Raw genomic sequence first — 23,142 nt, 5'->3', positions numbered from 1 at the left:
GTCAGCAGACGCCGCCGCGCTGCATGACGACCGGCCGCGGGCCGTGGCTCGGCTCGGGCAACGTGGTGAAACGCAGGAACTCGGTGTTGGCGCGCAGGTCGGGTCTGCAGAGCACGATGACCGACTGCGCGTCGCCAGCGAACCGGAAGGCGAAGCCAAAGAAGGCCGAGGAGCGAACGGCCCCGTGGTAGAGACCGAGGGGCTCGCAGAAGAACAGGGTGGCCTGGAAGCGCTGCCCCGGGAACTTGCCCGAGACGGGGCCCTCGGGGCCGAGCAGGGCGGAGAAGATGGGGTCGCGCGCCAGCTCCGAGTGCTCGTGCAGCGCGGACTCGTTCATGATGTCCTTCGAGAAGACGTCCGCGATGCCGCGGATGTCCGGCTCGCTGCGCATGGCGCGCCGCAGCTTGCGCGCGCGCTGCTGGAGCACACCCAGCGGCACGACGGGGGGAGGGGCGATGACACGGACACGCGGGCTTGGCTTCGACATGCCGCCGTCATCGGCCGCTCACGTGGCGCGTTGCGTCGGCGCGCACACGTTTTCGAGCCCAGCGTCAGAAGATGGTCAGCGGGCTCTCGACGAAGTCGTTCGTGCCAGGCACGTGCACGTGCAGGCGCCGCTCGGCCACGGCCCCCTGCTGCACGCTCACGACGATGTACGCGCACGGCCACATCAGCTGACCGTTGCTGGCGAAGGTGGCCGCGTCTTCGGCGCTGAAGTAGGCGCCCGCGTCGCAGTGCGAGTGGTAGATGACCTTCAGCGGACGCCCCGCGGCCTCACCCGCGTCGAAGGTGCGCTGCGCGCGCAGCTCGTTGATCTTGAAGTACATCGCGCTGGTCCGCGGGAACGTCTCGGGGTCCAGCTTGTGGTACTTGTCCGCCTCGTTCTCTTCGCGGCGCGCCTCGTCCAGCAGGTTCGGCGTCTCGGCCGGCCCCATCACGAAGCCGCAGGCCTCGCTGGGGTATGCCTCGAGGGCGTGGGCTTCGATCTCGGCCATGACCGCGGCGGGGATGCGCAGGTCGCCTGCGATCCAGGGCTTCTCACCAGACATACTTCTTCTCCCATTTCAGCGGCGCGAAGTAGCGGTCGTGCCGGTCGCACGCGATGGTCACGATGCAGCCCTCTTCGCCCTTCGCGGTGAGGCGCTTGGCCAGCGCCAGCGCAGCCGCCACGTTGGCGCCGCTCGAGTGGCCCACCATCAGCCCCTCTTGCTCGGCGAGGCGGTCGCTCATGTCCCAGCCGGCGTCCGTGCTGACGGGCAGGATCTCGTCGGGCAAGGTGGGGTCGTAGATGTTCGGCACGATGCTGCTGGCCATGTGCTTCAGCCCCTCGAGCCCGTGCAGGGCCTCCTTGGGCTCGGCGGCCACGCACACGATCTTGCGGTGGTGCTCGCGCAGGCGCCGCGTGGTGCCCATGGCCGTGCCGCTGGTGCCCAGCGCCGCCACGAAGTGCGTGATGCGGTCGCCCACTTGCTCCAGGATCTCGACGCCCGTGCCCAGGTAGTGCGCGCGGGGGTTGCTCGGGTTGCTGTACTGGTCCGAGTAGAAGTACTTGTCCGGGTTCTCGGCCACCAGCTTGCGCACCAGGCGAATGGCCCCGTCGCTACCCTCCATCGGGTCGCTGAAGATCAGCTCGGTGCCGTAGGCCTGCGTGATGTCCTTGCGAGGCTTGCTCACGTTGGCCGGCATGACCAGCGCGATCTTGTAGCCGAGCGCCGCACCGAACAGGCTGTACGCCACGCCCGTGTTGCCGCTGGTCGCGTCGATCAGCGTCTTGTCGCGGGTGAAGCGTCCGCTCTCGATGGCGTCCAGCAGCATCTGGCGCGCGGGCCGGTCTTTCACCGAACCGCCCGGGTTCATGTACTCGAGCTTGAGGTACAGCTCGACGCCCGGCACGTCCCGCTCGATGGCGTGCAGGCGCACCATGGGCGTCTGCCCCACGGCTTCGATGATGGATTCCATTCTGCGGAAGCGCACGTCAGTCGTCTCCAAGCAAGAGCAGGTCAGGGGGCAGGGCGGCAGGCTGTCCGAGGGCCAGCACGCCCTTCACGGCCTCGACGGCGGCGAGCGCGCCCATCAGGAGGTCCGCCGCGGGCTGCAGCGAGCGCGGGTGGTCTGGCGGATCGACGACGCGCTGGGTCACCGCAGCGACCGTGGCGCGCGCGTCACGAGCACCCGCGGACTCGTCCCGACCGGGGGCGTCGCGCCCAACGGCCGGGGCATCGCGACCAGCGTCCCGAGGCTCGTCGTCCCGCACGACGCGCACCCCAGCACGCGCGAGGTACTCCCGCGCGTGCATACGCGCCGCGTGCGACCCGCCGAGCAGCTGCACGGGCGTCGCGCGCAGGTGCTCCTGCCCCGCGTCGCCCACCTCGGTGAGCAGGCGCTGGCGCACGAAGCGGGCCCCGTCGTCGACGCTCGCGCTCATGCGCTTCAGCGGCCGCCAGCGATGGCGGGCACGATGCTGATGCTGTCGCCCGCCTTCACGGGGGACTCGAGCCCGTCCAGGAAGCGGATGTCGTCGTCGTTCAGGAAGATGTTCACGAAGCGGAGCACCTTGCCCTCGTCGCTGAGGACGCGCTCGCGGATGCCGGGGTGCGCGGCCTCGAGGGCCTCGATCGCGGCGCCCACGGAGGCGGCCTCGAGCTGGACCTCGTCGGCGCCGCCGGTGAGGGTGCGCAGGGGGGTGGGGATGCGAAGCGTTACGGCCATGATGTCTATTCCTGTGGGGGCGCAGCTATGCGGCGTCGTGCTGTTCAGTGGGGACGTAGCGCTCCATGCGCAGGTCCGTGATCTCGCCCGCACACAGCGGGCAGCCCGGGCGCGGCCGAGCTTGAAACCGTCGCAGCTTGCCGGCAAGCGCGTCGTAGTGGAAGAGCGTGCCGATGGCGCGTTCGTCGCCACCCGCGTAGGCCAGCACCAGCGCGCTCTGGAGGGCTGCGACGACGCCGACGACGGGCCCCATCACGCCGGCCGTCGCGCAGGTGTCGGCGCGCCCGCGGGGGATGTCCTCGAACACGCAGCGCAAGCACGGGCCCTCGGTTGCGCGGGCTGCGCTGAGCAACGCCCAGCCCGCCCAGCGCACCGCGCCGGCGTGGGCCACGGGGACGCCGCGCAGGCGCGCCGCGTCGGCCGTGAGGAACTTGGTCGCGTAGTTGTCCGCGCCCTCGACCACCAGGTCTTGGTCCGCGAGGAGTGCCTCGGCGTCGGCCGGTCGCAGGCGCGCGCGCACTCCCGTCAGCTCCGTGCGACTCGCGGGGTGCTCGGCCCGCAGGCTCGCGACGGCCGCGTCGACCTTGTCGCGCCCGACGTCCGGGTCGCTGTACAGCGTCTGGCGGTGGAGATTGCTCACGTCGACACGGTCGTCGTCGAGCAGCGTCAGTCGTTTCAGCACGGAGGCCCCGAACAAGACCCGCGCGCTCGGGGAACCCAGTCCGCCACAACCAACGACGAGGGTCCGCAGTGCGCGCGCGGCCGAAGACCCTGCACGTGGGTCGGCGTGCGTTGGCGCTGTGCCTGCTGTGCTCACTCGAAGTACTCGGCCAAGCTGAAGTAGCGCTCCCCCGTGTCGCAAAGGAACGTGACGACGTTGCCACCAGGACCGACCTCGCGCGCCAGCTCACACGCGATGGCCACGTTGGCGCCCGCGCTGATGCCGACCAGCAGGCCCTCTTCGCGACCTAGGCGCAGCTTCATCTCCCACGCGGCCGCGTCCTCCACGGTGCGCAGCGCGGTGACGACGCTCGCGTCGTAGTTCTTGGGCACGAAGCCCGCGTTCAGCCCCTGGATCTTGCTGGGTCCGGGCGCCCCTCCGCCGAGCACGGGACTCGCCGCGGGCTCCACCGCGACCACCGCGATGTCGGGTCGGGCCTCGCGTAGCGCGCGCCCCACACCACTGACGGTGCCGCCGGTGCCGACCGCGGCCACCATGGCGTCCAAGCGCAGCCCCTCGAACGCGGTCAGGATTTCGCTCGCCGTCGTCGCGGCGTGCGTCGCCGGGTTCGCGCCGTTTTCGAACTGCTGCGGCATGAACGCACCCCGCTCTTCCGCGATGCGCTGCGCGGCCTCGAGCGCCCCGTCCATCACGCGCTCGGGCTCCGTGAGCACGATCTCGACGCCGTAGCTCTTCAGCAGCTCGCGCCGCTCGAGGGACATGCTGGCCGGCATGGTCAGCACCAGCTTGTAGCCCTTCTTGCGGCACACGATGGCGAGCCCGATGCCCGTGTTGCCGCTGGTGGGCTCGACCACCGTCATGCCGGGCGTGAGCAACCCTTCGCGCTCGGCGGCTTCGATCATCGCCAGGCAGATGCGGTCCTTCACAGAGCCGCCCGGGTTGAGATGCTCGCACTTCACCCACACATCCGCGCTGTTCTGCGCGACGACGCGGTTGAGGCGAACGAGGGGCGTGTTTCCGATGAGGTCGAGGACGCTCGAGACGACAGGGGCTGGCATGGAGGCTCCGGCTTCAGATGGAGTAGACATAGCGCCTGGGTGGCCCGCGTCGAACGCCGCCCGCTTCGCTGCGGGCGCACAGGTCGTCCAAGGTGAGCGCGTCGAAGCACGCCTCGATGCTGGCCGCCAGCTCCTCGAACACCTGCTGCGTGACGCGCCGGCTGAGGGCATCGCCTGCGCCAGGTTGATCGTCCGTGTCGGCCTCGATCTGGGTCGGGCCCTCCAGCGCGCGGATGATGTCCCCCACGCGGATGTCGCCCGAACCCTGGGCGAGCGCGTAGCCCCCGCGCGGACCGCGCTTGCTGGTGACGAGGCCAGCGCGCTTCAGGTCCTGGAAGATCTGCTCCAGGAACCGCGGGGGGATGGCCTGTCGCTGAGCGATGTCCTTGATCTGCGTGGGTCCGCCGTCGTTGTGGAACGCAATGTCGAACATCGCGCACACGCCGTAGCGGCCTTTGTTGGACAGCTTCACGGGACATATATGAGTTTTCCCATCGGTTGCGTCAAGAACTTCCGAGGGCGTGCGGGGGCGATATTTACACGCGGCTTTGCGGGTGAGAGCATGGAGGGGCCGTGAAAGTCTGCACGATCTGCCGTGCCCGCTACCGAGGCAATCCCACCACGTGTCCGCTGGACGGCGGCGCGCTGCGCGACTTGCCCGATCCGCTCATCGGTCGGACGATCGCGGGACGCTACCTGATTCAGGAGCGCATCGGGCAGGGCGGCATGGGCACTGTGTATCGCGCGCGGCACGAGGTGGTCGGTCGCGACGTAGCGCTGAAGTTCCTGTCCAGCGATCTGGCCCACCGCCCGGCGCACAAGACCCGCTTCTTGCGCGAGGCGCGCGCGGCGAACCGCATCAACCACGAGCACATCATCGACATCACGGACTTCGGCGAGACGGATGATGGGCTGGTCTACCTCGCGATGGAGTTCCTGGACGGAATCCCGCTCAACAAGCAGATCGCGAAGCGCGAGCTGGACGTCGTCCGTTCGCTGGGCATCGCGCTGCAGCTCGCGCGTGCCCTTGGCCGCGCGCACGAGCTGGGCGTCATCCACCGTGACATCAAGCCGGACAACGTCTACCTGCTGTCGGGCTACGCCACGGACTTCGTGAAGCTGCTCGACTTCGGGCTGGCGCAGATGAAGGGGGAGCTGCGCGTCACGGCGACGGGCACCGTCTTCGGCACGCCGGAGTACATCGCTCCCGAGCAGGCCCGCGGCGCACCCCTCACGTACGCGTGTGATCTCTACTCGCTGGGCTGCGTGCTGTTCGAGATGCTGACCAACGAGCTGCCGTTCAAGGGCAGCACGTCGGAGCTCGTGCTGGGGCACCTGCGCACGCCTGCCCCGGCGCCCTCGAGCCGCGGCGTGAAGGTCAGTCCGGAGCTGGACGAGCTGGTGCTCCGCCTGTTGGCCAAGCAACCCGAGGCACGACCCGCCAGCGCGTACGCGCTCGCCAGTGAGCTGAGCACCATGATGCAGGCGATGGACGCAGCGACCGCGGAACCGATCCCGCTCACGCGGCGGAGCCTGCCTCCCCGCAACGCGACCTCGGTGAGCCCGCGCGACACGGTGAGCGCGATCGAAGAGACCGTCGGGCTCGACAGCGTCATCGGCGCCTGGGAGAGCCGCCTGGGCGTGCTCGAGGACGCGAGCCGCCGTGCGCACGGAGCGGCCGAGGCCCCCGCTTGGCTGAACGAGAGCCTCGCGCGCATGCGCGAACACGTGGCCGCCATGACGGCCGCCCGCCGTCAGTTGAGCGCGCGCGCTGGCGTCATCACCGAGGAAGAGCGCAAGGTGCGCGAACAGCGACTCCAAATCGGGCGGGCCCTCGACGCGCTGGGGAGCGACGAAGCGCGGGCCGCGCAGCTGATCGACAAGCACGCCGTCGCCCTCGGTCAGGCGCGCATGCAGCTCGATCAGGCCGTCGCCAGCTACCGCGAGCTGCGCGCGGAGCTCTCCGCCACCCTGGGCGAACTGCCCGAGCGCAGCCCCACCGACACGCAGCTCACCGTGCTGGCGCGCGCGGGGCAGAACGCCGCGACCCAGCTGCAGGCCAAGCAGACCATCGACACGAACATGCGCGCGCTCGCCAAAGCCCGCGCCGAGCACGAGGACATCCGCTTCCAGATGGCGCAGCTGAAGGGGCGCATGGGTTCGTTCACAGCGGGCGCTGAGGTGGACATCAGTCCTGCCCGCGAAGAGCTCGCCGCGCTGGAGCGAGAGCTCCGCGAGCACTTGGATCAGGTCGTGGGCGACGCCGAGCCCGTCGTCCGGCACCTCATGTCCTTTCCGCACCTGCGCGACCGGATCCGCGCCGCCGCCGAGCCGGCGGCGGGCTGAACGGCGGTCAGCGTGGTGCGTCGGCTGCCGCGGCTTCGAGTTGCTCCCCCAGGGCAGGCTGCTGGGCGCGACGGGCCAGCGCAGCGGCCAACAGCAGGCACCTTTGCGTGGAACCGAAACCGTCGTCTGGCGTAGCCACCGGGCAGTTCGGCGGGCGGCACGCGCTCCGGACGAGGTCTCGCGACACATCGTGCGCGCTTCACGGGTCAGGGCGACGAACGCGCCGCGCGCGCGCCCTCCGCCGCCGCCAGTGCGCCCGTGCGCGCGTCTCCGCCTCCCAGCCGCGCAGTCCGGTGGTGCCTGGCTGTTTCGCGCCGTGGAGCGCGCGCGGTGCGCTGCAGCCAGCAACGGCGATACAGCCAGCCGATCGGCGATCGCCTGGCCCGCACGCGCGCAGCTCCGAGAGGACACCACCTGAGACGTAGCTGGGTCGCCTGACGCGGCGGCGCCAACCGCGGGTCATTCGCAAACACGCGGCGTGTCGGTTGGGCCGCGAGGAAGCGCCGCACACGCGCGTCACGGCCGCCGGGGGCGCGCAACACGAAGGGCTGCAGACCAGGGTGGCGCCGATAGAGCAGTTCCCACATCCAGGACGAGCTGGCGAGGCCGAGGGCGAGCACGACCACGTCTGGGCGGTGCCGCTCCACCTCCTGCAAGTACAGGAGCGGACCCACCCAGTGGTCTGCCTCGACCAGGAGGACGGCGTCGCGCGGGAGCTCGTCCAGTGCGGCGGTCGTCAGCGTACGCGTCACGTGGTCGCCAGAGCGTGTCCGCTGCCAAGGCGCAGGGGGTGCGAGGAGCGTCACCAGGGCCAGTGTCGTCCCTGCGACGGCGTGGACTACACGGCCTCGGTCTGCCGCCCACTCGACGAGGAGCGCGCAGCCCCCTGCGAGGAACCACAAGGGCGCCCCGAGGTAGCCGAGATAGTCCAAGAGGCCCGGTGCGAAGGGGTCGTAGCGCGCATACCAAGACGTGTTGGCGAGCAACAAGATGCAGGTGAGCGGGAGGATCGGGCGTGCGCGCAGCGCGGTCCCCAGCAGGCCGAAGCCGATGATGGCGAGGAGCCCGTTGCGCGTGCCCCACTCACCGAAGGCCGCGACGTGCGCCGCGAAGTCCGTGGAGAAGAACGCGACCGACTTGCCCGAGTAGTCCTCGCCTTGGAGGTAGGCGCGCAGCGCTGGCCAGTCGACGGGCCGCCCCCACGCCACCACGTCGGGATCGCGTGCAGCCAAAGGCACGTAGGCCCACACCAAGAGCCCCAGCACCGCCGCAGCGACGGCCGGAGCGAGCGCGCGCAGGGACAAGCGCCGGGTGACCAGCGCGCGCCCCACCTGCGGCGCCATGGCCACCAAGAAGAACGTCGCGCTGACCGCGTTCGCGCCCGCGGCGAGCGAGACGCTCAGGCCGGCGCAGGCCATGGGGAGACGGGCGCCGCGGGGAGGGCTGTGCAGCGCTGCGCCGAGCAGCGCCACCGACGTAGCCCCCAGGAGCGTCCCGAGGGGATACACCTCGACGCGTGTCGCTGGCTCCCACAGCGCCGCATGGACCCCACACAGGGCGATGAGCCACGGACGAAGCGCCCCCTGGCGCGGCTCGGTCGCGGGCACGTGCTGTTCGAGCACCCACGTGACTGGCACGAGAGTGAGCGCGCACGCCACGGCCGACAGCCCGTTGAGGCACAGCAGCGGCGACACACCCACGGCGCCTCCGAGGCGGACCAACACGTGCCCCAGCAGCGTGTGGAGTGGCTGGCCGATGGGGTGGCCCACGCCGCCCTGCGTCGCGACCAGCGCGAGCTCGGGGCTGTCGAGCAGGCTCATGTCTCGCGTCATGGTGGCGAGGTAGTAGACGCCCAGGAGCGCGGCTGCGCTCCACGTGCTGCGTGGGTGTGCGAGGCCCGTCACGGGGCCTCACCCTGCTGCGTGGGACCGGCCGGATCCGTCGGCGTGGGGGGTGGGCCGGCCGCACCGATGGTGGGCGTCGAGGGCTCGGGGATGGGTGCTTGCGCTCCGCCCGCCAGCACGCTGACCAGTGCCCCAGCGCCCGAGACCAGCAGCTGCGTCGCGAACAGGCCGAGGGACGCGGCCACCGCCGAGGCCCCCGGGACGCCCAGCGGCGCATAGAGCTGGACGAACGCCCCCTCGCGGATGCCAGCGCCCGCGTGCGTCAGTGGAAAGAAGGCCGACACCGCCGCCAGCGACACGACCGTCAGGGAGTGCGTCGCCGAGACGTTCGGCGCGAGGGCCGCGACGAGCACGTGGCCGCTCAACGCCGTGAAGAGGTGCGTCAGGGTGGAGAGGCCGAGCGCCAAGATGAACGGCTCCCGGCGGACGAGCCGCGGCACGCGGGCGGTGATGCGCGCGAGGGGAGGTGGAAGCACGGGGGTCAGCGCCGGGGCGAGGGCCACCAGCGCGACGCCGGACGCAGCCAACGCGAGGGCCATGGCCGCGTATACGACGGGCACATCGACGCCCGGCAGGGGCCACAGTGAGAAGCTCACGCCCACGAACAAGAACAGACCGATGAGTCCGCAGAGTCGCTCGACGAACACGACCGTCAGTCCGGCGGTCGCTCCCGCGTCACCGAAGGCCTCGCGGCTGGCTACCCCTCGCACCAGGTCTCCGCCCACGCCGCCGGGGAGCCACAGGTTGTAGAAGAAGCCCATGAAGTACAGGCGCAGGAGGCGTCCGGCGCTCGGCAGGTGGGGGGCGCCATAGGCGCGCATGACCGCAGCCCAGCGCGCCGCGCCGATCACGGCGGTCAGTGTGATCAGCGCGGCGCTCACCCCCACCGCACGCGCAGAGACCCGGCGGAGGGCGTCCCACAGGGCGCTCGGATCGTTGCGGCCGATGACGAGCGCCAAGATGGCCACCGACAAGGCGACCTTCAGGGCCAACCACAGGCGCCGCCTGGACCGCGGTGGGCCCGGCAGAGGTTCGTCGGTGGGATGCAGCGTTTCGCGCTGGCCTGCGCTCATGGGGCAGTTGTATCCCGGAGGGTGTCGACGCGCAGGAGTTCGTGTTCGCGCAGGTAGGCGAGCAGCTCGTCCGCCCTCTCCGTGACCACTGGCTGCAGACGCTCGAGCGCGCGGATCACGTGCGGCCGATCCCCTGGCTGGAACCGGAGCCGCGGACGACGCGCGAGGGCGCGGTCGAGGAACTCGGCGACGCGGATCGGATCACGGTAGGCGTGCGGCGGCCCAGCGTCGCGCAGGCGCGCCAGCACTCGTTCGAACCCTTCGCCCCCGTCGCGGAAGGCCGCGCCGAGGTTCTGTTCCGCAGCGAGGCCGTGGGCGACGTCCAGCGCGCGCACGTACGGGGCCGTGGCGTGCCGCGCGAGGTACACACCGTCGAGCAACAGCTCGCTCCCGACGTGGGCGACGGCGCGCGCGGTGCCCCAGCCGACGTCCGTGCTCGCCAGCGAGGCATTGACGTGGGCCATCAGGTCAAGGAACACGGGCGCGCTGTGGAACGCATCGTCGGTGCGGTGGTGCAGGGCCACACCGGCGGCCACGCGAGGGTCCGCGACGTCGCCGAGCCGTGTGCCAGACATGCTCGCGAAGTCCGGGAGCATGCTCCCGAGCACGTAGCGGGGGTCCGCCTCGAACCAGCCTGCCACGACGGCGTGTCCGAAGAAGTTCACGGTCGCTGCGCCTCCAGGAACGCAGCGATGCGCTCGCCTTCGACGCCGCGCAGCAGGGCCTCCGCGCTCGTGCGCAGGTCCACGCTGGGGTCGCCGCGCAGCCAGGTGCGCTGCCGCCGCGCGTAGACGCGCGTCGCCTTGCGCGCCAAGCGCAGCGTGTCGTCCATCGAGACACCGTCGCGCAAGTGCGCCACCACCTCTTTGTAGCCCACGCTGCCGAACGCGCGCGCGGTGTCGGCGTGTCGCTCCCGCAGCCGCCGCACCTCGTCCACGAAGCCTGCCTCGAACATGCTCGCGAGACGGCGCTCGATGGCGTGCGTGAGCGCGTCCGCGCCAGGGTCGAGCGCGACCATGAGCGACTCGTAGCGTCGAGCTCCGAGCGCGTGCTCCGCCTGCAGGTCGCCCAGCGGGCGGCCCGTCTGCTCGTACACCTCGAGCGCCCGCACGATGCGCAGTTGGTCGTTGGGGTGCACTGCGGCCGCGACCCGTCGGTCCACCTGGGCGAGACGGGCGTGCATGGCCGGGGCTCCGCGCGTGGCGCACTCGGCTTCCAGCGCGGCGCGTATGGCGACGTCGGGCTTGGGGAGTTGCACCAGGCCACGCAGCAGGGCGCGCAACCAGAGCCCCGTGCCGCCGACCACGACGGGGATCCGGCCGCGGCGTCGCACCTCCACGATGGCGCGCTGGGCGAGCTGCGCGAAGTCGCCCGCGTCCATCGCGTCTTCGGGGGCCAGCACGTCGATGACGTGGTGTGGCACCAGGGCGCGCTCTTTGGCGCTCGGCTTGGCGGAGCCGATGTCGAAGCCGCGATAGACCTGCACGCTGTCGGCGCTGATCACCTCGATGGGGAAGCGTTCCGCCAGCGCGAAGGCGACGCGGGTCTTGCCGCTGGCCGTGGGACCCGCCAGCACCAGGAGCCTTCCGTCGTGCGTCGCGTGCACGGCGGCCTCCTCTCGGGAGAGCTCTCCTGCTCGTTCGCTGTCGTGGGTGGCTTCCACTGGTTAACGTCCCAGCCGCTTCTCGAGCTCGGCGAACGACACGTCGTACACCACCGGTCGCCCGTGCGGGCAGTGCCCACGGAACTCGCCCACGTCATCCATGGCGCGCAGCAGCGCCTGGCACTCCTGGACGCTCAGTGGGTCCCCGCCCCGGATGGCCGCGTGGCACGCCATCGTCGCGATGGCCATGTCCACCGCGTCGCCGTACGCGCGGTCTCCCGTGCGACTCAGCTCGTCCAGCAGGTCGCGCAGCAGTCGCGCTGGCGGGGCGCGCCTCAGCACGGTGGGCATCGTGTGCACCGCCAGGGTGCGTGGCCCGAGCGCGCTCACCTCGAAGCCCGCCTGAGCGATGGCGTCGGCGGCCTCCTCCGCGAGCGCGACGTCGGCGTCCGTGACGTCGACCCGCTCTGGAAACAGCAGGCGCTGCGTGCTCACGCGCTTCTCTGCGTATGCACGCTTGAGCCGGTGGTACACCACCCGCTCGTCCGCGGCGTGCTGGTCGAGCACCACGAGCCCGTCGTCGCCCTCGCACACGATGAGCATCTGCCGCACCTGCCCGAGGACACGCAGGCGACCGAACACGCCTGGTGCCGGGAACAGCGCGCCGTCGGTCGCGGTGCCGGCCAAGGGGCTTCGCTCGGCCAAGGTTGCCACTGGCAATGTGCCGCCAACGGGGCCTGTCCCCATGCCCTGCGGGAAGGCCGCGGTGGAGGCAGGGTAGGGCACCGGCACCGTGCCCGTTTGGACTCCACCCGCGACGGTCGCGCCTCTGGCCGCGTCGGCGCTCGGGCGCTCCGGCGAGCCAGCCATCCGCAGGTCGAGCCCGACGCCGCCCACCCCAGCGGCACCCCCGGCGTACGCACCGCCTCCCATCGCCCCTCCTAGTCGCGTATCCCAGAACGACGCGGCGGGCCGGCTGGCAGGGCCGCCGAAGGCCTGCGTTCCCAGCTCTTTCGCGAGCGCGCGCGTGACCGCCTCGTGCACGGCCGACCCAGCCGCGAAGCGCACCTCGGTCTTTTGCGGGTGCGCGTTGACGTCCACCTCTTCGGCCGGCAGGTCCACGTGCAGCACCCCTGCGGGGTAGCGACCCCCCGAGATCACGCTGCCGTAGGCGAAGCTGACGGCCCGCGCCAGCGCTGTGTCCTTCACTGGGCGACCGTTCACGAACAGGTACAGGTGGCGCGTGCCCGTGCGCGCCTTCTCGGGAGCCCCCAGCGCCGCGCGAACCTGGACGCTGCCGCGCTGCCCCTCGATACGCTGCAAGGTCTCGTCCCCGAAGTTGGCCTGGGCGCGCGCGAACCAGTCCTTCTCGGGCAGCCACTCTCCCACGCGCCGCTCGTTGCTGAAGACGTGCAGCCGCAGCTCAGGGTGGGCCAAGGCCACGCGCCGGCACACGTCGATCACGTGGCTGGTCTCGGTCTGGCGCGCCTTCAGGAACTTCCGCCGTGCCGGCACGGCGTAGAACAGGTCGCGGACGCTCACGGTCGTGCCCCGGGCACACCCGATGGGCGCGGGGGGCTCCGCCTCGCCGCCGTGCACGCGGACCCGCACCCCCGAGACGTCCTCGGCCCGCCGTGTGGTCAGCTCGAAGCGGCTGACCGAAGCGATGGAGGGCAGCGCCTCGCCGCGGAAGCCGAGCGTGCGGATGTGGCTCAGGTCCTCGAATCGCCGCAGCTTGCTCGTGGCGTGCCGCTGCACGGCGAGCGCGGCGTCCACCGGGCCCATGCCGTGCCCGTCGTCGCTGATCAGGATGCTCTCCGTGCCGCCGTCGACGATGGTGACGGTGATGGACCCGGCCTCGGCGTCCAGGGAGTTCTCCAGCAGCTCCTTCACCACACTCGCGGGACGCTCCACGACCTCGCCCGCCGCGATCTGGTCGATCAGGGCGTCGTCCAGCAGGCGGATCCGCGGCTCGGGCTCGGTCATCGCCATCCCCGGTACCAGAGCCGGGCGGCCGCTGCAACGTCCGTGGGAGCGCCCCCAAGGTCCCCCGGGGTTCTAGTTTCCAAGCAGTTTGGCTCACTTGCGGCGGGGCTTTCGTTGACCCCCCTGCACCCCGGTGATACCGTCTCCGCGTCTTCCGAGCGCCCCATTTCCCTGCTTAACGATGGCCACCAAGATCTGCCCAGTCTGCAAGAACGAGTACGAAGGCGGCGAGGTCTTCTGCCCGATCGACGGCGCCCGCGTCGTCACGCACACGCAGATGGAGTCGGGGGACATCCCGGATGATCCGCTCATCGGGCAGATGCTCGACAAGTACAAGGTCATCCGACAGATCGGCGAGGGCGGCATGGGCCTCGTCTACGAAGGCATCCACACCGTCATCGAGAAGCGGGTGGCCATCAAGCTGCTGCGCGACGACTTCTCGAGCCGGCCCGAGGTGGTCGCGCGCTTCCGCCAAGAGGCCAAGAGCGCCTCGCGCATTGGCCACGAGCACATCGTCGACATCAGCGACTTCGGCGAGACCCCGCAGGGCGCGAGCTACTTCATCATGGAGTACCTCGAGGGCGAGGACCTCGCGAACGTCCTCGAGCGCGAGGGCGTGCTCGCCGTGCCGCGCGCCATCGCCATCGTCAGCCAGTGCTGCCGCGCGCTGGGGGCGGCGCACAGCAAGGGCATCGTCCACCGCGACATGAAGCCCGAGAACATCTTCTTGGTGTCGCGCCACGACAACGCGGACTTCGTGAAGATCGTGGACTTCGGCATCGCCAAGATGTCCGACATCGAGACCGAGGGAGAGCCCGGCCGCAAGCTCACCAAGACGGGCATGATCTTCGGCACGCCCGAATACATGTCCCCCGAGCAGGCCGCCGGAAAGCACCTGGACCACCGCGTGGACGTGTACGCCATGGGCGTCATCCTGTTCGAGTGCGTCACGGGCCGCGTGCCGTTCGTGGGCGACTCGTTCATGGGCATCCTCACGCAGCACATGTTCGAGGAGCCCCCAGCGCTGCAGGAGGTCAACCAGCACGTCGAGTGCAGCGCCGAGCTCGAGATGGTCATCTACAAGGCGCTCGCCAAGGCGCCCGAGGACCGCTACCAGGACATGCCCGCGCTGCTCGAGGCCCTCGAGGCGGCGTCCGAAGGGCGCGTCGCAAAGTCCACGCTTGCGGGCTACGGCGAGCCGGTCAAGGCCCCGCGCAAGCCCCCGCGCTCCCTCGCCCCAGGGCGGGTGTCGTCTCCGACCATGGCGGAGCCGCAGCCCAGCCGACTGCCCATGATCCTGGCCATCGCCGTGGTGCTCGCGGCGGGAGGCGGGGTGGCGGCCTGGTTCCTGAGCCAGAGGCCGGTCGTCGTGGCGCAGAACCCCGACATGCGCCCGACCCCGGACGCGGTCGTGCCGGACGCGGGCAGTCCCACGAGTCCCGGCGGAAGCACGCCCGATACGGACACGGGTGCGGACGCCACGCAGGACGACGCAGGCGCCCCAACAGGTCCGTCCATGACCATCATCCACGTCGAGACGCGTCCTGACGGGGCCAGCGTTCAGGTGGCCAACACCGAGCAGATCTGCGGGCCCACGCCCTGCGACCTGGAGGTCGTGTCGGGCGTGCCCATCGTGCTCCAGGCTCGCCACGGGCTCTCGGTCGGGGACCTCGAGATCACGCCCGAGGGCAGTCGCACCACGGTGCAGATGGCGCTCGTGCGTCGCACTGGCGCGGGGCGACCGCCGGCTGGCATGACGGCGAACGGTGACACCCGCATGACCGACACCCAGACCACCACCATGATGGGTGGTGGCGACCTGAAGGTGCCGGACATCTTCCGCTGAGCTACGCGACGGCCGGGCGCATCGCCCCGGCTGGCGCGTGCCCGTGGGCGTTCTCGTGGCCGCTCGGTCGCCCGCCGTCCCCCCGCGCCACGGCGTGTTGGGTGGGGTTGGTGGTGTACTCCGCGTGCCCGTAGCTCACTAGGAGCTCGTCGAGGCGCTGCACCAGCCAGCGGTCGGCTGCGCGCTCCACGAGCGGCACGCGCTCTGCCGCCATGTGCGCGAACAGCGTGGGCACCGCGAAGCCCTGGAACGCCGCGAACACGGCGTAGTCGACGCGGCTCGGGATGACCTGCATTTGGGTGAGCTTGTCGTCTGGCACCCGGAACGTGTGACGGAAGAAGACCTTCGAGACGCTGCGCTCCACGGTGTCGAACACGCGCCCTGGGAGGTTTCGCTCGCTCGGCAGGTAGGCCGCCATCGTCGCGCGCACGAGCTCTCCGTTGGTCGCATCGTCGTATCCGTCGCGCAGCGTCGCCGAGTACACCAGCATGGCCTCGAAGATGTCCTTCGGCGTCTCGAGCAGCAGGTCGTCCGGGAGCCCCAGCAGAAAGCACTGGTGCCGGCACAGCTCGACGATGGCCCGCTCGCGCTTGGTGAAGCCGCGCTTCTCGCGCACCGCTTGGTACGCGGTCACGAACGCCGGCATGGTCCCCGCGGGCATCTGGTCCACTTGCGGAATGGGGATACCGAACACCGTCGAGTCCCAGCGCCCAGCGCGCATCAGCAGACTGGCGCGCACCATGGAATGCATGAGGCGCACCATGGCGGCCGCGCGGAAGCCCGAGCCGAAGCGGTCCAGCGCGTTTGGCAGACAAGCGGTCGTGAAGAAGCTGGCGGTCTCCTTCACACGCTGCACGGCGGAGTCCTCGGAGAGCGCGCCCGTGAGCGCCATGGGCAGCCCGGAGTACTTGTTCATGAACGTTGCGATGAACGCCCCTCGGATGACGAAGGGGGCCAGGATGGCCATCGTCACGCGCGTTGCCCGAGCGCCCTGCGCGCTGAGCTTCGGATCGATCCAGTCGGGGCGGCGCTCCATGGACTCGATGAACCGCACCAATTCGGCGGGCGGATCCTGCACCGCGTCCAGGCCCTTCTCGCAGGCGAGCGAGAGCATGTCCACCAAGCCCCGGAAGCCGTAGGTGGGGAGCAGCGCCGCGTAAGCGTCCGCGACGGTGTCCCCCAGCATGGTGTAGGCCTGCATGCGATCGACCGCCCCCGCGTCCGCGAGCACCTTCGCGCGGTACTTGGTGGCGAAGGGTTCGGCCAGCATGCTCTTCACCCCGAGGTCGCGGGTGAAGCGCTCGGGCACCTGGTCGAAGTCCACTCCGCCGTAGAGGCCGGGGATGAGCGTCTTCTGAGAACGGACGTTGGCCTGCAGTTCGGATAGGGAGATGGGCATTCGTGCTCTCGTTCGGGGATATGTTACTCGCCAGTGGTCTAGTTTAGGGGCAGCGCGGCGGAGAGCAACGACGCAGTCGAATTTTCGCGCGGATGGTCCGAGCCGAGGGAGACGCACAACCGACGCGCCGTGGGTTGCGCATCCGGGGCCCGAGCCGCAGGGTGCCGACGCCATGACGCAGTCGGCCTCGGACACGCTCTCAAAGACCCTCGCGGACCTCGAGTGGGATCGCCTCTCGCAGGCGGTCGCCGAGCGCTGCCGTGGGCCTCTCCGCGCACGGCTCGAGCATCTCCCCATCGCTGGCTCGCGAGAGGGAACGCTGGTCGCCTTGGCCGAGACAGCGGAGGCGATGCACCTCGCCTCCATCGGTGAGCCGCTGCGCGTGGATGGCGCGCGGGAGGTGTTCCCTCAGCTGGCGCGCCTCGAAAAGCGGGGGGCGCTGGACGGCCCCGCGCTCCGCGATTTGATGAGCGTGCTCGGCGTCGCGCGTGCGCTGCGTCTGTTCTTGGGACGGCACAGGCACGTGGCCCCCGCGCTCCACGCTCGCTGTGCCCTCGACCCCACGCTGGACGTGTTGCTGGACGAGCTCGAGTCCGCCATCGAGTCGGATGGGAGCCTGTCCGACCGCGCCAGCCCCGACATCCGCCGGCTGCGTTCCGACGTCGCCAACTTGCGGGCGCGTCTGATCGCGAAGCTGGAGGAGATCCTGGTCGAGAAGGCGGCGATCCTCTCCGATGCGTTCTACACCGAGCGAGACGGGCGGTACGTCGTGCCCGTTCGCCGGGACGCCCACGAGACCCTCCCGGGTATCGTCCACGGGACGAGCGCCAGCGGACACAGCGTGTTCGTCGAGCCGCGCGCGCTGGTGCCCCATGGCAACCACCTCAAGATGGCTCAAGCGGAGCTCGACCGGGAGATCGCCCGCGTGCTGCAGGCGCTGTCCGACCTCGCCGCAGAGCGCTTGCCCAGCCTGATGGCAGCCGCCGACGCCATCGACCACGCCGACCTGCGGGCGGCCGCGGCGCGCTTGGGTGATGAACTGGGGGCGCGCGTGCTGCCTCTATCGGACGAGTCCGACATCGACCTCAAGGCCGCGCGGCACCCGCTCCTGCTGCTCGACGGGGTCGCCGTCGTGCCCAACGACCTGCCGCTCTCGTCTGGTCGCGCGTTGGTGCTGTCGGGCCCCAACGCAGGTGGCAAGACCGTGGCCCTCAAGACCCTCGGTCTCGCCGCGCTCATGATGCGCGCGGGCCTCCCCATCCCAGCCGCCGACGGGAGCCGCTGCGGCTTCTTTTCGCACGTGGCCAGCGACGTTGGGGACGACCAGAACATCCACAAGAACCTGTCGACGTTCTCTGCGCACGTGACGCGTCTCGTGCAGATGCTGGATGAGACGCAGCCCGGCGCGCTGCTGCTGATGGACGAGCTCGCAGGCGGCACGGACCCCGAGGAAGGCTCCGCGCTCGCGTGCGCGCTGGTGGACACGCTGTGCCGGAGAGGTGGCGCGGTGGCGGTGACGACCCACTATGAAGCGCTGAAGGCGATGGCCATGCGCGATGAGCGGATGTTGAGCGCGGCGGTGGGCTTCAACGTCGCCGAGATGCGCCCGACCTTCGAGGTCACCTTGGGAATGCCAGGCGCATCGAGCGCGCTCGACGTCGCGCGTCGCTTCGGCGTGCCCGAGGTCGTGATCGAGCGCGCGCGCGCGGTGCTTCCGGAGCAGAGCCGGGACTTCGATCAGCTGGTGCGCGGGATCCAGGTGTTGCGTGAAGAGACGCAGCGCACGCTCGACGGCGCGCGAGAGCGCGAGCGCGCCGCCGAGGCGCTCCAAGCGAAGGCCGAGGGCAAGCTCGAGGCGCTGATGGCAGCTGACCAGCGCAGTGTCGCGCGTGCCACCACCAAGCTCTTCGACGAGCTGCGGGACATCCGCGCGCGCATCAAGGAGGCGCGCAAGGCGCTGCGTGAGGCACGCGACGAGCAGTCGCTCCAGGCGCTGCTGCGCAAGACGGACGAAGCTCAGCGGGCGACCAACGACCTCGCTACGGAGGCCGGAGCAGCGCGGGGTGGGGCGTCCGCGGCGCACGACACTGCACCGCCGGTTCAGCTCGGGGACGTTTCCATCGGAGCCACGGTCCATGTGGCTCGCCTCGGTCGAAGCGCCGTGATCCTGGAGGGACCGCTCAAGGGCAAAGTCCGCGTCGCCGCCGGTGCGCTGAAGCTGTGGGTCGACGTGGGCGAGCTGGGCGCGAGCGCGCCCGACGCGGAGAAGGCTCCGGCCATCGCTCACGAGGCCCCTCCCGCGGTCTCCGCTCCGAGCATGCCGACCGCCGACAACACCTTGGACCTGCGGGGGCTGCGCGTAGACGATGCGCTGGCCATGCTCGAGGCGTTCCTGGATCGCATGTTCGGCGCGGGGGAGGCCACCGCGTACGTGCTCCACGGTGTGGGGAGTGGCGCGCTACGCGACGCCGTTCGAAGCGAGCTGCGTCAGTACACGCGCTACGTCAGGGACTTCCGGCCGGGCGAGCGGGACGAGGGAGGAGAGCGCCTGACGGTCGTCCGGCTCCAGCGTTGAGCGGGCTGTCAGAGCGCGCGTCCGTGCGCGAGGGGCGCTCGAGCGAGCCTCCGCGCGTGGTCAGAACGTCTGCGGCGTGCCTCGGTTGACCGTCATCTGTCCGCTCTTCAGTTTGGCCCAGTAGGTGTCGAGCGCGGTCCCGATCTTCGGGCTGAGGATGATGACGCCGACGATGTTCGGGAGCGCCATGCCGAGGATCATCATGTCGCTGAAGTCGATCACGCTCCCCAGCTTGAGCACCGAGCCGAGCACCACCGCCCCGAGGTACATCAACTTGTACCAGAGGCTCTTGCCCTCACCCACCAGGTACGCCCAGCAGCGCTCGCCGTAGTAGCTCCAGCTGATGAGGGTGCTGTAGGCGAACAGGAACACGGCCACGCTGAGCACGTCTGGGAACCAGGGCACCACGCGCTGGAACGCGATCGAGGTGAGCGCGACGCCCTCCGCGTCGGCGGTCCACGCGCCCGTTACGATCAGCACGAGGCCCGTCATCAGACACACCACCACTGTGTCGATGAAGGGGCCGATGGACGCCACGATGCCCTCGCGGATGGGCTCGTCGGTGGCGGCGGCGGAGTGCGCGATGGCGGCTGAGCCCACGCCCGCCTCGTTGGAGAACGCGGCGCGCTGGAAGCCTACCGCGAGCACACCGACGACGCCTCCGCTGACCGCCTGCGGCGCGAACGCGCGTTCGAAGATGAGCGCGAAGGCGGCTGGGATGGCGCTCACGTTGGTCACCAGCACGATGAGGCCCGCGATGAGGTAGAGCCCGCACATGAGCGGCACGATGGCCGAGGCCACCTGTCCGATGCGCTTGATGCCACCGATGATCACGACGCCCACCAGCGCGGCGAGGAGCACGCCGTAGATGAGCTTCCCCGCGGCGTTGTCGAGCGCGGGGATGATCTGAATGACGCCCTGATAGCTCTGGTTGCTCTGGAACATGTTCCCGCCGCCAAAGCTGCCGCCGATGCACAGCACCGCAAACAGGGTCGCCATGACCTTGCCCAGCCGGGTCATCCCCAGCTCGGCGAACCCACGCTTCAGGTACTGCATCGGGCCACCCAGGACGCGCCCGGTCTCGTCCACGCTGCGATACATCTGACCGAGCGTGCACTCCGCGAACTTGGACGTCATGCCGAAGAAGGCGGCGACCACCATCCAAAAGAGCGCGCCGGGGCCACCCAGCTTCACCGCGACCGCGACGCCCGCGATGTTGCCCAGACCCACGGTCGCCGAGAGCGCGGAGGACAGCGCTTGGAAGTGCGACACCTCGCCCGCGTGCGAAGGATCGTCGAAGTCCCCGCGCACGACGCGCAGCGCGTGCGTGAACGCCCGCACGTTGATGAAACGAAAGCGGAAGGTGAAGAAGACCGCACCGAGGATGAGCCAAGCCACGATGAACGGGACCTTCGTGTTGTCGGTCGGGTCGCCACCGTCGTCCCAGAACCACACGTCCTTCATGAGCACGCTGGCGATCGGTACGACCACCCAGCGGCCGAACTGCGCGTCCACGGCTTCGATCCGCCGCGCCATCCGTGAAGGCTCAGGGGGCGGCGTCGCCAAATGCGAGGTGTCTCCCGGTCCCGGCGCTGTGCTGTCCGCGCTGCCGTCGAGGTCCCTATGGCCTTGGGCGTCTTCGGTGTCTTGGGTGTCTTGGGTGTTTTGGGTGTCTTGGGTGTCTTGGGCGCGCGCAGCAGATGCGCCGGTCGCGAACAGGACCGCGGTCAGGGCCACGCACGAAGAGAACGGCGCCGCGCGCAGCGCGACCGTGGGCTCACTCATGTCGCGGACCATGGCACACATGGGTGCACACTTCACCCCTCGCCGGGGAATGCGCGGCCCGCGTGGCGTGCGAACGACCTTGAACCCCGCGCGACCCCCGGGTATAGGAACGGCGTGAGCGAACGCGGGCAACCGACCATCAGGGAGCTTCAGCTGCGCGCAGAGCGAGCGCTGTCGAGTGGTCGTCGCGCCGACATCGAACGTGCGCTGATCGACCTCGCGCGCGAGGCTCCGGTGGGAAGCGACTCCGCCATCTTCGCGCACCGTCACCTGGCCGAGCTACACCTCGAGGACAACCCGTGGCGCGCTGCGCTGCATCTGCGCCGCGCGATCGACGCGGGGCATCCCCGGCACGGCGACGTACTTCACGCGCTGATGGGCCTCTGTCAGGCGCTGCTCGGCAACTACGCGTACGCGGCCCGGTGCTACCGGCGCGCGCTCGGCTTTGCACCAGGCACGCCTTGGTACCACCACAACCTGGGGCACCTGTTGGACGTCGGGCTGGACGACCTGGTTGGCGCCGAACAGCACCTGCGGGTGGCGTACGAACAAGAGCCTCTCCACGATGAGGTTGTGGCGTCCTTGGCCCACTGCCTGGCGCGCAGGGGCAAGCTGGTGGAGGCCCTCGTGCTCGCGCGGGAGGCGGTCGCCCTCGCTCCTCGCCACAAGGAGCACCGCTCGCTACAGGAGTGGATCGAGCAAGGGGCCCCTGCCAAGCGACCGCGTGCGGTCAAGGGCGTCATGGGTCGTGTTGGGTCCGTCGCCGACGGTGCCATCGACGATGCCGTCGAGGACATGTCGGGCTGCGAGGACGAGTTCACGGAGTCCGTGGCCGCGTTGCTGGTGGACCAGATGATCGCGGGCGGCTTCGATCCGGACGACATCAACTGCGCGCGTGACGTCCTCGACGACTACATCGGCTTGCGCGACGCCGTCGGGCGTCCCGACGTCCTGGCCGCAGCCGTCGAGTACACCGTGTCGCAGCTGCGCGGGTTGGGGCTGAGTCAGCAGAACATCGCAGACCGCTACGGCGTGACGCGCGGGGCCGTAGGTCATCGCTCGCGTGACATCCGCACCACGCTCTCGCTCAGCCCCTACACCCCGTAGCGCCGTGTGCGGCGCGCTGGCCGCGTCGCTCTACCGCCGTCGTCACGCGCGTTGTCGGAAAGTTGCCGCCGTGATGGCGTGTGTCGTATCGGAACGGAGTGGACCGACTCCCAGCAGCCACCGCTCTCTCGCGTGCCCTCCTGACGCTCACCCGGTCGGCCGCCACCGGGGTCCTCGAGGTCGTCGCGAGCGGCGTCGAGCGGGGACCCTCCGACGCACGTGTCAGCATCGTCGCTGGCACGCCGCGCGCGATCGCGCTCTCGGAACCCGACGAGAATGCCCTCGGGGACTTGCTCGTGGCGTCCGGCGCGTTGGGCTCGGAAGCGGCGCTCGTCGTGGACGACGCACCAGCCGGGCCGGTGGGGGAGTGGCTGGTGCAGAGCGGGCGCGTGACCCGGGAGGAGCTCACGAGGGCGCTCCGGTTGCAGCTTCAACGCAGGCTGCTGAGGCTGTTCTCCTTCCGCGATGCCGACTTCCGCTTCCGCGCGGGCACGCCCGAGATTGGGGTGCCTCTCCTCGACGAGCCCGTGAACGTCGCCGAGCTCGTCTTGGGGGCGATGCGCGAGGCGCTCATGGGGGAAGACCCGGCGCTGCTACGACGCAAGTTCGGCGACGAAGTGTTGGAGCTGACGCCACTCGGGGAGCAGCTCTTGGCGGACGTGTCTCTCGACCCGAGTGAGCTGGCCATGATGTCGATGCTGCGCGCAGGGGCGTGTCAGGTGGACGCGGTGCTCGCGGCATCTGCCGGGAGTCTGCGCGCGCTGCGCACGCTCACGGCGTTGAAGCTGGTGCGCGCCATCGCGCCACGCGGCCCCGACTCCTATGGCCTGCTGCTGCGCAAGCATCGTGAAGTGCAGCGTCACGCCACGCCGTGGGCCCTCCTCGACCTCCCTTCCACGGCGCGGCCCGAGCAGGCGCGGGTCGCGCTGCGGAGGCTCGCGCGCAGCCTCCATCCCGATCGGTTTCAGGGATCCGGCTCTTCGTCTGCGCGGCGCATCTCGCACGAAGTCTTGACGGCGCTCGTGTCGGCCGAGGCGGACCTGCGGACACCACGCTGAGCTCCCCGCGG

At 70.4% G+C, this 23,142-nt stretch carries 20 protein-coding genes; 5 read left to right on the top strand and 15 right to left on the bottom strand.

Annotated elements, in window-relative coordinates:
• Window position 1: 1 nt before the first annotated feature.
• From H6726_15245 to H6726_15210, 8 genes are all read right to left on the bottom strand, one after another.
• Complete coding sequence (locus H6726_15245; protein ID MCB9659006.1) at window positions 2–487, bottom strand: hypothetical protein; 486 nt, start codon at window positions 485–487, stop codon at window positions 2–4.
• Between the two features lie 64 nt (window positions 488–551).
• On the bottom strand, window positions 552–1,049 hold the full coding sequence (locus H6726_15240; protein MCB9659005.1) for a Mov34/MPN/PAD-1 family protein: 498 nt from the start codon (window positions 1,047–1,049) through the stop codon (window positions 552–554).
• Window positions 1,039–1,959 (bottom strand): PLP-dependent cysteine synthase family protein, encoded by a 921-nt coding sequence (locus H6726_15235; GenBank protein ID MCB9659004.1) that lies wholly within the window; start codon window positions 1,957–1,959, stop codon window positions 1,039–1,041. Before H6726_15235 ends, H6726_15240 begins: the two co-directional genes overlap by 11 nt.
• A 16-nt stretch (window positions 1,960–1,975) precedes the next feature.
• Window positions 1,976–2,425, bottom strand: a complete 450-nt coding sequence (locus H6726_15230) for a hypothetical protein (protein ID MCB9659003.1) — start codon at window positions 2,423–2,425, stop codon at window positions 1,976–1,978.
• Between the two features lie 5 nt (window positions 2,426–2,430).
• The gene (locus H6726_15225) at window positions 2,431–2,709 is read right to left on the bottom strand and encodes a MoaD/ThiS family protein (protein MCB9659002.1); all 279 of its coding nucleotides are present in this window, start codon (window positions 2,707–2,709) and stop codon (window positions 2,431–2,433) included.
• Window positions 2,710–2,734: 25 nt separating this feature from the next.
• On the bottom strand, window positions 2,735–3,526 hold the full coding sequence (locus H6726_15220; protein MCB9659001.1) for a ThiF family adenylyltransferase: 792 nt from the start codon (window positions 3,524–3,526) through the stop codon (window positions 2,735–2,737).
• Window positions 3,523–4,449: a cysteine synthase A gene (gene cysK, locus H6726_15215; protein ID MCB9659000.1), complete on the bottom strand. Its 927-nt coding sequence runs from the start codon at window positions 4,447–4,449 to the stop codon at window positions 3,523–3,525. Before cysK ends, H6726_15220 begins: the two co-directional genes overlap by 4 nt.
• 13 nt (window positions 4,450–4,462) lie before the next feature.
• Window positions 4,463–4,921 (bottom strand): Rrf2 family transcriptional regulator, encoded by a 459-nt coding sequence (locus H6726_15210; GenBank protein ID MCB9658999.1) that lies wholly within the window; start codon window positions 4,919–4,921, stop codon window positions 4,463–4,465.
• Window positions 4,922–5,022: 101 nt separating this feature from the next.
• On the opposite strand from H6726_15210, the gene H6726_15205 reads away from it, so the two are divergent.
• The gene (locus tag H6726_15205) at window positions 5,023–6,795 is read left to right on the top strand and encodes a protein kinase (GenBank protein ID MCB9658998.1); all 1,773 of its coding nucleotides are present in this window, start codon (window positions 5,023–5,025) and stop codon (window positions 6,793–6,795) included.
• Window positions 6,796–7,001: 206 nt separating this feature from the next.
• Here H6726_15205 and H6726_15200 read toward each other — a convergent pair whose 3' ends face one another.
• Genes H6726_15200 through mutL form a run of 5 tightly spaced genes read right to left on the bottom strand, consistent with a single transcriptional unit; the run spans window position 7,002 to window position 13,361 of the window.
• Entirely contained in the window at window positions 7,002–8,699 is a 1,698-nt protein-coding gene (locus tag H6726_15200) for a DUF2723 domain-containing protein (protein ID MCB9658997.1), read from the bottom strand.
• A complete protein-coding gene (locus H6726_15195; GenBank protein MCB9658996.1) occupies window positions 8,696–9,772 on the bottom strand; it encodes a flippase-like domain-containing protein in 1,077 nt (358 codons plus the stop codon). Before H6726_15195 ends, H6726_15200 begins: the two co-directional genes overlap by 4 nt.
• On the bottom strand, window positions 9,769–10,437 hold the full coding sequence (locus tag H6726_15190; protein ID MCB9658995.1) for a hypothetical protein: 669 nt from the start codon (window positions 10,435–10,437) through the stop codon (window positions 9,769–9,771). The genes H6726_15195 and H6726_15190 overlap by 4 nt, the downstream gene beginning before the upstream one ends.
• A complete protein-coding gene (gene miaA, locus H6726_15185; protein ID MCB9658994.1) occupies window positions 10,434–11,378 on the bottom strand; it encodes a tRNA (adenosine(37)-N6)-dimethylallyltransferase MiaA in 945 nt (314 codons plus the stop codon). The genes H6726_15190 and miaA overlap by 4 nt, the downstream gene beginning before the upstream one ends.
• A 60-nt stretch (window positions 11,379–11,438) precedes the next feature.
• Window positions 11,439–13,361, bottom strand: coding sequence for a DNA mismatch repair endonuclease MutL (gene mutL, locus H6726_15180; protein ID MCB9658993.1), 1,923 nt, complete (start codon window positions 13,359–13,361; stop codon window positions 11,439–11,441).
• A gap of 181 nt (window positions 13,362–13,542) precedes the next feature.
• Here mutL and H6726_15175 point away from each other — a divergent pair, with 181 nt between their 5' ends.
• Entirely contained in the window at window positions 13,543–15,207 is a 1,665-nt protein-coding gene (locus tag H6726_15175) for a protein kinase (GenBank protein MCB9658992.1), read from the top strand.
• A gap of 1 nt (window position 15,208) precedes the next feature.
• Here the strand turns inward: H6726_15175 and H6726_15170 are convergent, their stop codons facing one another.
• Complete coding sequence (locus tag H6726_15170; protein MCB9658991.1) at window positions 15,209–16,606, bottom strand: DUF2236 domain-containing protein; 1,398 nt, start codon at window positions 16,604–16,606, stop codon at window positions 15,209–15,211.
• 172 nt (window positions 16,607–16,778) lie between these two features.
• On the opposite strand from H6726_15170, the gene H6726_15165 reads away from it, so the two are divergent.
• Entirely contained in the window at window positions 16,779–19,181 is a 2,403-nt protein-coding gene (locus tag H6726_15165) for a Smr/MutS family protein (protein ID MCB9658990.1), read from the top strand.
• Window positions 19,182–19,241: 60 nt separating this feature from the next.
• Here H6726_15165 and H6726_15160 read toward each other — a convergent pair whose 3' ends face one another.
• Window positions 19,242–20,717: an alanine:cation symporter family protein gene (locus tag H6726_15160; GenBank protein ID MCB9658989.1), complete on the bottom strand. Its 1,476-nt coding sequence runs from the start codon at window positions 20,715–20,717 to the stop codon at window positions 19,242–19,244.
• Between the two features lie 363 nt (window positions 20,718–21,080).
• Between H6726_15160 and H6726_15155 the strand changes: the two genes are divergently transcribed.
• Both H6726_15155 and H6726_15150 read left to right on the top strand, forming a co-directional pair.
• Window positions 21,081–22,073 (top strand): tetratricopeptide repeat protein, encoded by a 993-nt coding sequence (locus H6726_15155; protein MCB9658988.1) that lies wholly within the window; start codon window positions 21,081–21,083, stop codon window positions 22,071–22,073.
• A gap of 98 nt (window positions 22,074–22,171) precedes the next feature.
• Window positions 22,172–23,131 carry a J domain-containing protein gene (locus tag H6726_15150; protein ID MCB9658987.1) on the top strand — a complete coding sequence of 320 codons (960 nt, stop codon included), beginning with the start codon at window positions 22,172–22,174 and terminating at the stop codon, window positions 23,129–23,131.
• Window positions 23,132–23,142: the final 11 nt, after the last annotated feature.

It is taken from the genome of Sandaracinaceae bacterium (genome assembly GCA_020633055.1).
GTDB lineage: Bacteria > Myxococcota_A > Polyangia > Polyangiales > Houyiibacteriaceae > JADJJE01.
The sequence above is the reverse complement of the archived record's forward strand: the minus strand, read 5'-3'. Positions and strand labels throughout refer to the sequence as shown.

Bases quoted from the DNA above. Each gene is read 5' to 3' on its own strand.
- H6726_15245 (MCB9659006.1), bottom strand. From the start codon at position 487: ATGTCGAAGCCAAGCCCGCGTGTCCGTGTCATCGCCCCTCCCCCCGTC.
- H6726_15240 (MCB9659005.1), bottom strand. From the start codon at position 1,049: ATGTCTGGTGAGAAGCCCTGGATCGCAGGCGACCTGCGCATCCCCGCC.
- H6726_15235 (MCB9659004.1), bottom strand. From the start codon at position 1,959: ATGGAATCCATCATCGAAGCCGTGGGGCAGACGCCCATGGTGCGCCTG.
- H6726_15230 (MCB9659003.1), bottom strand. From the start codon at position 2,425: ATGAGCGCGAGCGTCGACGACGGGGCCCGCTTCGTGCGCCAGCGCCTG.
- H6726_15225 (MCB9659002.1), bottom strand. From the start codon at position 2,709: ATGGCCGTAACGCTTCGCATCCCCACCCCCCTGCGCACCCTCACCGGC.
- cysK (MCB9659000.1), bottom strand. From the start codon at position 4,449: ATGCCAGCCCCTGTCGTCTCGAGCGTCCTCGACCTCATCGGAAACACG.
- H6726_15195 (MCB9658996.1), bottom strand. From the start codon at position 9,772: ATGAGCGCAGGCCAGCGCGAAACGCTGCATCCCACCGACGAACCTCTG.
- mutL (MCB9658993.1), bottom strand. From the start codon at position 13,361: ATGACCGAGCCCGAGCCGCGGATCCGCCTGCTGGACGACGCCCTGATC.
- H6726_15175 (MCB9658992.1), top strand. From the start codon at position 13,543: ATGGCCACCAAGATCTGCCCAGTCTGCAAGAACGAGTACGAAGGCGGC.
- H6726_15170 (MCB9658991.1), bottom strand. From the start codon at position 16,606: ATGCCCATCTCCCTATCCGAACTGCAGGCCAACGTCCGTTCTCAGAAG.
- H6726_15165 (MCB9658990.1), top strand. From the start codon at position 16,779: ATGACGCAGTCGGCCTCGGACACGCTCTCAAAGACCCTCGCGGACCTC.
- H6726_15160 (MCB9658989.1), bottom strand. From the start codon at position 20,717: ATGGCGCGGCGGATCGAAGCCGTGGACGCGCAGTTCGGCCGCTGGGTG.